We start from the raw sequence: 8399 nt of genomic DNA, 5'->3' as shown, positions 1-8399 counted from the left end.
TCATCTGGCTCATGACGCACTCGGGGCAGGTGGTGAGGCTGTATTTCAGCATACTTGGAGACTTGTTCGGAGTTTCCATAGGGAATTACCGGGTAATGGTGGTTCATGAGGGCGGCAAGGAGTGTGCCTATACATTGGCTTTTTTACGCGCCGCACAACTGAGTATTGCCGGGCGCTCGCCAGAGACGTTCAAGTTGCGCATTGCGATACTGCGCCAGCCACGCATGACCGCCAATGTGATGGAGCGAATTCAGACCCAGTGCAACGAGTTGTTTATCTATGAAGATATGCGTGTCGAGTTATTGATTGTCGATGAGCAGAGTACAACCAGGCTGCATAAACAGACGGTTTTCGAGAGCCTGCCTTCGGTGATGAATCGTACTCAGGTGCTGATGTCAGGACACCTGACCCAAGGCGACGCCAGAGCGACATTCTTTTATTCCGACCTGCTGGCCCGGGCCAAGCTGTACCGTCAGGCATGCAGATGGGGCGCCAGGGTGGACGCCCTGATTGACCGGCGCCCGCCCAGCCATCTGGGGCAATACGTGACGTGGATCCAGCAGGTTGCAGAGCAGCACGGGCATGCACCGCCGGGTGATGACCATGAAAGTTTTGAAAACGCAGTCAAGTTGTGCAGCAAGCTGGATGATGACTATAAAGAGTTCTTGAAATTGCCTCCCGCGTATCGGGGTGAGTTTTCTGCAATCAGTGGCGGCAGCAATGATATTGACGTGATCAATATTTTTGATTGTTTATGCCACGAAGCGGACGTGTTGAGTTCTCAGGTACTGATGTTTGTGGAGGGACCATGGAATATAAAAATGCTGGACATTGAGGAGCCGCAAGCGGCGGTCGTGTTAGTGGCTGCCCACCTCCAGGGTTTGCGTGGCACTTACCAGTACGGGGTGGAATACAGTGTCGGTGCGGATGCTTACTTGCGCCGTGCATCGCTGGAAAATCAGTGCAATGAACGGTTTAAAGGTCAATTGATAAAGAGGCTCGGCGCTTCGTTCAATACACCGAAACGAATTAGAAAGTTGCACGGTGTCGCCACTCAGTACCTGGGTGAACTGCACGGTGTCAATAATGAACAGTTGGGCTGCTTTATATGTTCGCCTTTTGTTAATAAAGCCGATGACCTGGAGTCCTTTCTACAAAACTGCTACCCCGAAAAATTGCAATACATCCACGAGTTTCGACGGGTACTGATGGACCCGGACAGCTCTTCGCAGGTCGATATCGCCTGGCTGGAGTCTGTAAGCGGACTGCCCCTTGCATCGTTGCAAGCGCTTTATCACATGGAAAAAACAGACGTGAGAACAAGCAACACCCTGATTGCCACATTGTGCGCTCACGACCCAAGCAAAAAACCCTGGCACCCAGTACTTGCGGGCTAAGGCAGGTGGTTTGGGGGCGGGTGAGTACCACCCCGGCCTGCTGGCGGGGACCCGGCGAACGCACCGCTCATCCAATAGCATTTGCCAGAGCCCCGGGCAAACTGATATCTGTACGCATATCCAGTATTCATGCTCAGTGGTTAGTTCTGCCTGTGATTTCCAATCCCCTCGAAGACCCGTTTTACTACCTGAAAAACTTCCGGCATGTGCTTGACTGGATCGCTGCCCGTTATGAAGACGTGCTGACTGTCGACGAGCAACGGTTTATCGCAGGTTTTGCCCAATTACCCGGCTCCTCGCAAGCGCTGTGGGTGCGCATGATCATGCGCAAGGGCGATCACTTCCGGGCCGGCAGGCTCAATTACCCGGAAATCGGTGATACCGCGCTGGCGGCGGCCCCCTTGCTGGCCCTTGGCTGGCTGGATAATCAGGCGCCCTTGGCCTTGGCCGACGTGTTTGACGTACTGCAAAAAGCGGAAATCCTGGCCTGTTTCAGTGCCCGTATCACGCAACCCAAGGGTAAAAAAACGGACTGGTTCGAGCAACTGGCTGCCGACTTTACCCAGCGCCAACCCCTTTCCCAATGGCATCCCGGCCTTACCGAGCCGCTTTACACCCTCAACCACCGAGCGCTGTGTGACCGCCTGCGGCTGATGTTTTTTGGCAACCTGGGGCAGAGCTGGTCCGATCTGGTACTGGCCGACCTCGGCCTGTTTACCTATGAGAAGGTCGATTTCAGCCACGAGTCCCGTGCTCTGGGGTGCCGGGCCGATATAGAGGGCTATTTGCAGCTCCATGCCTGTCGCGAGCAATTTGAGCTCAGTGGCGATGCCGCTGCCGTGCTGCAACAGGTGCTCGACTACCAGGCAGGCAACCGCTGGCTGCAACGGCGCCGCGGGCGCTTGTTGTTTCAGCTGGGTCAGCATCTGGAGCGGGCAGGGGATCTGACGCGGGCACTGGAGGTCTATCAGCACAGCCTGCACCCCGAGGCACGCCAGCGCAGCATTCGCGTGCTCGAACGTCAGGCGCACTATGCACCGGCATTGCAGCTGGCCGAAGACGCGCAACAGGCCCCACTGACTGATGCCGAGCTTCAGCATCTGCGACGAATCATCCCGCGCTTGCGCCGCAAGCTGGGCTTGGCGCCATTGCCCGTGGCCCAGGCAATGGCACCCGACCGGCTCGACCTGAGCCTGCCACGGGACGAAGCGGCCAGTGTCGAGCTAATGGCTGCCGCGCACTTGCACAGCGCTGCAGCGCCTGTGCATTACGTGGAAAACACCCTGGTTAACGGGCTCTTCGGTCTGCTGTGTTGGCCGGCGATTTTCGCACCCTTGCCGGGCGCCTTTTTTCACCCGTATCAGAGTGGTCCGGCAGACATGCTGGAAGATGATTTCTATCAGCAGCGTGCCGACAGGTTCGAGGCTTGCCTGGCGCAGCTCGATGATGGCCGTTACCTGACCACTATCCGCGACACCTATGCTGCCAAATTTGGCGTGCAGTCTAACTTCGTGGCCTGGAATCACCTGAATCAGAACCTGCTGGAAGAGGCATTACGGTGTTTGCCCCCTGCGCACTTGAAACTTTGGTTTCGGCGTCTGTTGCTGGATATCAGGGCCAATCGCAGCGGTATGCCCGACCTGATCCAGTTTTTTTCGGCGCAACACACCTATCGCATGATTGAGGTCAAAGGCCCGGGTGACCGTCTGCAGGACAACCAACTGCGCTGGCTGGCCTTTTGTGAAGAGCACGGGATGCCGGTGACCGTGTGTTATGTGCAATGGCAGGAGCTGCAAGGGTGAATTATCGCGTTGCAGTGCGTGCCTTGTGTGAATTCACCGCCAAGACTGGCGATCTGGACTTGCGATTTACCCCTTCGCCCACGGCGCAACAGGGCATAGCCGGGCATCGCACGGTTGCCTCGCGGCGCAGCCCGGAGTATCAGGCGGAGCTGAGCCTGGAAGGACAGTTCGGCGCCTTGAGCGTTCGCGGTCGTGCAGACGGTTATGACCCCGCGGCCAATGTCCTGGAAGAAGTGAAAACCTTTCGCGGCGAATTCACTGCAATACCGGCCAACCACCGTCAACTGCATTGGGCTCAGGCCCGGGTCTATGGCTGGTTATTGTGCCAGAGCCTGCAGTTGCCACAGGTTGACCTGGCGCTGGTGTATTTTGACATTATCAGTGAAAAGGAAACCCGCCTGCAGGAAACCTGGTCAGCATCGGACCTGCAGCAATTTTTCGAGCTGCAATGCGGGCTGTTCCTGGCCTGGGCCGAGCAGGAAATGGCCCATCGTGCAGCCAGGAATGCTGCCGCCCGTGCCCTGGCCTTTCCCCATGAGCAGTTTCGAACCGGGCAGCGGGCTTTGGCAGAAGCGGTATACAAGACCGTCAGCACCGGGCGCTGCCTGATGGCCCAGGCACCTACCGGGATCGGCAAAACCATCGGTACCCTGTTTCCGTTGCTCAAGGCCATGCCCGGCCAGCAGCTCGACAAGCTGCTGTTTCTGACGGCCAAGACGCCGGGGCGCAAACTCGCCCTCGATGCGATTCAGGTGCTTTTTCCCAAGGGGCAGGACGCTCCGTTACGGGTGCTGGAGCTGGTGGCGCGAGACAAGGCCTGTGAATACCCGCAAAACGCCTGCAATGGTGACTCTTGCCCTCTGGCCAGAGGCTTCTACGATCGTTTACCCGCTGCGCGAAGGGCTGCGATTGGCCAAACCCCCCTCGATCAGAAGAGCCTGCGCAATGTCGCGTTGGAGCACGAGGTCTGTCCTTATTACCTGAGTCAGGAGATGGCGCGCTGGGCTGATCTGGTGATTGCCGATTACAACTATTACTTCGACTTCAGTGCCTTGCTTTATGGTCTGGCCCAGGCCAACCAATGGCGGGTCGGGACCCTGGTGGATGAAGCCCATAACCTGGTCGAGCGGGCGCGCGGGATGTACAGCGCAAGCCTCGATCAGCAGACCCTCAACAGCGTACGGCACACGGCTCCGGCACCGCTGGACAAACCCTTCATACGCCTTGACCGCGAATGGAGTGCCCTGCACAAGGCGCAGGCGGGCCCCTATCAGGCATACCCGCAACTGCCAGCCAAATGGCTGAATGCCTTGTCTTCCTGCATCACCGCCATAGGCGATTACCTCAACGATCACCCCCATGGGCTGGCGGGAAACCTGCAGGCGTTCTACTTCGAAGCCTTGCAGTTCAATCGGGTGGCGGAGTTGTTCGATGACAATTTCCTGTTCGACGTTAGCCTGGTTGAAGGCGGCAAGCGCCGCCTCTCGCAACTCAATCTGCGCAACATTGTGCCTGCCGGTTTTATCGGCCCGCGTCTGGCGAGTGCTCACAGCAATGTGCTGTTTTCTGCCACCCTCAGCCCGCAAACCTATTACGCCAATCTGTTGGGCTTGCCGGAGGATGCGCTATGGATGGATGTCGAATCGCCATTTGGCGCCGAGCAACTGGACGTGCAGGTGGTGAGCCGCATATCCACCCGTTTTGTCCATCGTCAGGCTTCGCTGGAGCCGATTGTGGAGCTGATTGCCAGGCAGTTCGGCCAGCGTCCGGGCAACTATCTGGCGTTTTTCAGCAGTTTTGATTATATGCAACAGGTTGCCGAACTACTGGCCGAGCGCCATCCGTCGATATCACGATGGCTGCAGGCACGACGAATGGACGAAGCAGCACGTCAGGACTTTCTCGACCAGTTCACCCTGACCAGTCAGGGCGTTGGTTTTGCCGTGCTGGGCGGGGCATTCGGTGAAGGCATTGATTTGCCTGGCGCGCGGCTGATTGGTGCTTTTGTCGCCACCCTCGGTCTGGCCCAGTTGAATCCGGTCAATGAACAGATCAAACAGCGCATGGCGGCACGGTTTGGCGCCGGTTATGACTACACCTACCTTTATCCGGGTGTGCAGAAAGTGGTGCAGGCCGCCGGCCGGGTAATTCGCACCCAGAACGATCAGGGGACGCTGTTTCTGATTGATGACCGTTTTGCCGAGCCGAAGGTGCAGCAACTGCTGCCGCGCTGGTGGCGACTGCAGTGAACGAAATCTCGAGTACCCCAAACCCTGTCTTCGAGGGTGCCGTCAGAGGGCAGGGGGCTGTTCAGTCGCGGTAAAAGACTTGCACCAAGTGATAGCCGAACTTGCTCTTGACCGGGCCATGCACCACCCGCAGCGGTTTTTTGAAGATGATCTGGTCAATGATGCCAACCATCTGCCCGGGCCTCACTTCGCCCAGATCGCCGCCGCGTTTGCCTGACGGGCAGGTGGAGAATTTTTTCGCCAGCACATCGAAGGCTTCGCCTTTGGCGATGCGTTGTTTGAGCGATTCGGCCTCTTCGGCTGTTTTCACCAAAATATGGCGGGCTTGAGCTTTCATGTGATCTGTACCTTGGAACAGTGGGGCATAGTGCGCGGGCGCGGATTATGCCTGAGTTTTCGCCTCCGGGTGATGATGGCGCGGCAGGTACAAGCACACACGGGTGCCGCATCCGCTCAGGCTGTTGATGCTGACATGCCCGCCGGACTGCTGGGCAAAGCCGTAAATCATCGATAGCCCAAGCCCGGTTCCCTGGCCCACGGGCTTGGTGGTGAAAAACGGGTCAAAGGCCCTGGCGAGGACCCGCGGGCTCATACCGGTGCCGTTGTCACTGACCTCGAGCATGACGTAATCCCCGGAGCTGACTGATTCCAGAGTGCCGAGATCGCTGGCATTGAGGTAATGATTGGCGGTTTTGACCACCAGGGTGCCACCGTCGGGCATCGCATCCCGGGCATTGATCATCAGATTGAGCAGGGCACTTTCGAGCTGGCCGCTGTCAGTATTGACCGGCCAGATGTTTTGCCCCAGTTCCAGGATCAGGTCGATATTCGCGCCTTTGCTGCTGCTGAACAATTCCTGCAGTGATTTCACCAGCTGATTGGGGTCCAGCGGCTTGCGATCCAGCGACTGGCGACGGGAGAACGTCAGCAAGCGGTTGGTCAGCGCGGCGGCGCGCTGCGCTGAGTTGACGGCGGCATCGGCAAAACGCTCGACCTCGTCAATACGGCCTGCCGCGATGTAGCGTTTCATCAGGTCCAGGCTGGCGATAATGCCAGTGAGCATATTGTTGAAATCATGGGCGATGCCGCCCGTCAATTGCCCTACCGCCTCCATTTTTTGCCCGTGGCGCAGGGCTTCCTCAGCACGGGCCCGCTCCTGTATCTCGAGCTGCAATTGCATATTGGCCTCGGCCAATGCCCGGGTACGCTCGGCCACACGCTCCTCAAGGGTTTCGTTAAGCTCAAGCAAAGCTTGTTCGGTGGCGCTGGCCTGCAAGCGTTGGTGGCGCCTTGAACTCTTGATTGGCATGGTAGGTCCTGAATTTGAATCTGTAAGTCGGTCTGTTTAAGGCCGCATACCGGTACAAGGCTGTCAGCCTTGCTGCAAAGCCCGGTCTTGACCGTGCGACTAAGGTCGAATGAGGCTCCAGCTTAGCCTTTCGTACAATTGCGCCCCTTTTTTTGATTGAGGACGCTCACTTTGTATCCGAGCGTGTCTTCGGTCGTTTTCACCCTGCCAATGATTGGCTGCTGGAGCTTGTACATGGTTCATCCTTTTTCATTGTTGGCGCATCGCCGGGTAGCACACTTGGGCGCGCTGGCAGTGTGTGCCGGCTTTGCCGCACCGTCACAGGCCGGCGGCTTTTTTGAAGACAGCAGCGCCAGACTGGAAGCACGTACGGTGTACTTCAATCGCGATTTTCGCGATGGTAGCAGCTCAAACCCCCAGGGCGCCTCCAAGCGCGATGAAACGGCGCAAGGGTTTATCCTCAATCTGCAATCGGGCTATACCGAGGGCACCGTCGGTTTTGGCCTGGATGCACTGGGCATGCTGGGCCTGAAGCTGGATTCCAGCCCGGCCGACAGCAATAGTGGCCTGCTGCCTTCGACCGGCAGCGACCCGCGTCGTTCCAAGGATCAGTACGCCAAATTTGGCCTGACAGCAAAAATGCGCGTATCCGACACCGTGCTCAAATACGGCGCGCTGCTGCCTGATCTGCCGTTGCTCAAATACAATGATGGCCGTTTACTGCCAAACATGTTCAATGGCGCCATGCTGGTATCCCAGGAAATCAGGGATCTCAAGTTCATGGCCTCGCGCCTTGACCGTTATACCGCCCGGGACTCCACCGACTCCCAGGACCTGCGCCTGAACTGCAAAAACAAGCGTTATGGCTGCAATATCACCGCTGATCACTTCAGCATGTATGGTCTGGACTACAAGGTTAACGAGCATCTGACTGCGCAATACCACTACGGTGAATTGCAGGATATCTATCGCCAGCAGTTTGTCGGTTTGCAGGCCAATCAACCGGTCGGTCCGGGTGTGTTGTCCGCCGATGTGCGCTTGCTGAAAAGTGATGACTCGGGTTCGGCCAAAGCTGGCACTATCGACAACCGCGCATTGGGCGCCATGCTCGGCTATGCACTGGGCGGGCACAAGATCAGTGCTGGCTGGCAGCGCATGAACGGCGATACTTCAATGCCGTACCTGGATGGCAGCAACCCGTATCTGGTCAACTACCTGCAGGTCAACGACTTTGCCAACGCTCAGGAGCGTTCCTGGCAACTGCGTTACGACTACGACTTCAAGGCCATCGGCATCGACGGTCTGTCGTTCCTGGCCCGTTATGTCAACGGCGACCATATCAAGGTGGTGGGCAGCAGCGAAGAGGGCAAGGAGTGGGAGCGTGACAGCGAGCTGAAATACATCGTGCAAAGCGGTACGTTCAAGGACGTCAGCCTGCGCTTGCGTAATGCCACCTACCGCACCAACTACTCCCAGTTTGCCCGTGACGTGGATGAGACCCGTTTGATCGTCAGCTATAACCTGTCGATCTGGTAAGGGCTGTAGCCGCTGAGGAGCGAAGCGAGGCGGCGATGGGTTGCGCAGCGACCCTGAAATATTGAAGGTCCTGCGGCCCTTATCGCTGCCTCGTTCGCTCCTCTGC

5 protein-coding genes and 1 pseudogene are annotated in these 8399 nt (G+C 57.6%); 4 read left to right on the top strand and 2 right to left on the bottom strand.

The window, feature by feature from the left end:
* Window positions 1-32 precede the first annotated feature (32 nt).
* From GHO03_RS16610 to GHO03_RS16600, 3 genes are all read left to right on the top strand, one after another.
* Complete coding sequence (locus GHO03_RS16610) at window positions 33-1397, top strand: hypothetical protein (RefSeq protein WP_372241760.1); 1365 nt, start codon at window positions 33-35, stop codon at window positions 1395-1397.
* Window positions 1398-1549: 152 nt separating this feature from the next.
* Window positions 1550-3199 (top strand): VRR-NUC domain-containing protein, encoded by a 1650-nt coding sequence (locus GHO03_RS16605; RefSeq protein WP_133144575.1) that lies wholly within the window; start codon window positions 1550-1552, stop codon window positions 3197-3199.
* Entirely contained in the window at window positions 3196-5448 is a 2253-nt protein-coding gene (locus GHO03_RS16600; protein WP_133144576.1) for an ATP-dependent DNA helicase, read from the top strand. The genes GHO03_RS16605 and GHO03_RS16600 overlap by 4 nt, the downstream gene beginning before the upstream one ends.
* 61 nt (window positions 5449-5509) lie before the next feature.
* Here the strand turns inward: GHO03_RS16600 and GHO03_RS16595 are convergent, their stop codons facing one another.
* Together GHO03_RS16595 and GHO03_RS16590 are read right to left on the bottom strand one after the other, a co-directional pair.
* A complete protein-coding gene (locus tag GHO03_RS16595) occupies window positions 5510-5785 on the bottom strand; it encodes a peptidylprolyl isomerase (protein WP_083369510.1) in 276 nt (91 codons plus the stop codon).
* 72 nt (window positions 5786-5857) lie between these two features.
* A pseudogene (locus tag GHO03_RS16590) lies at window positions 5858-6709 on the bottom strand (sensor histidine kinase); the annotation flags it as partial.
* A gap of 282 nt (window positions 6710-6991) precedes the next feature.
* On the opposite strand from GHO03_RS16590, the gene GHO03_RS16585 reads away from it, so the two are divergent.
* Window positions 6992-8293, top strand: a complete 1302-nt coding sequence (locus GHO03_RS16585) for an OprD family porin (protein WP_133144577.1) — start codon at window positions 6992-6994, stop codon at window positions 8291-8293.
* Window positions 8294-8399 lie beyond the last annotated feature (106 nt).

The organism is Pseudomonas sp. FSL R10-1339, from assembly GCF_009600545.1.
Classification (GTDB): domain Bacteria; phylum Pseudomonadota; class Gammaproteobacteria; order Pseudomonadales; family Pseudomonadaceae; genus Aquipseudomonas; species Aquipseudomonas bubulae.
The sequence above is the reverse complement of the archived record's forward strand: the minus strand, read 5'-3'. Positions and strand labels throughout refer to the sequence as shown.

Excerpts from the sequence above, each read along its gene's own strand:
- GHO03_RS16595 (WP_083369510.1), bottom strand. The coding sequence starts at position 5,785 with ATGAAAGCTCAAGCCCGCCATATTTTGGTGAAAACAGCCGAAGAGGCC.
- GHO03_RS16585 (WP_133144577.1), top strand. The coding sequence starts at position 6,992 with ATGGTTCATCCTTTTTCATTGTTGGCGCATCGCCGGGTAGCACACTTG.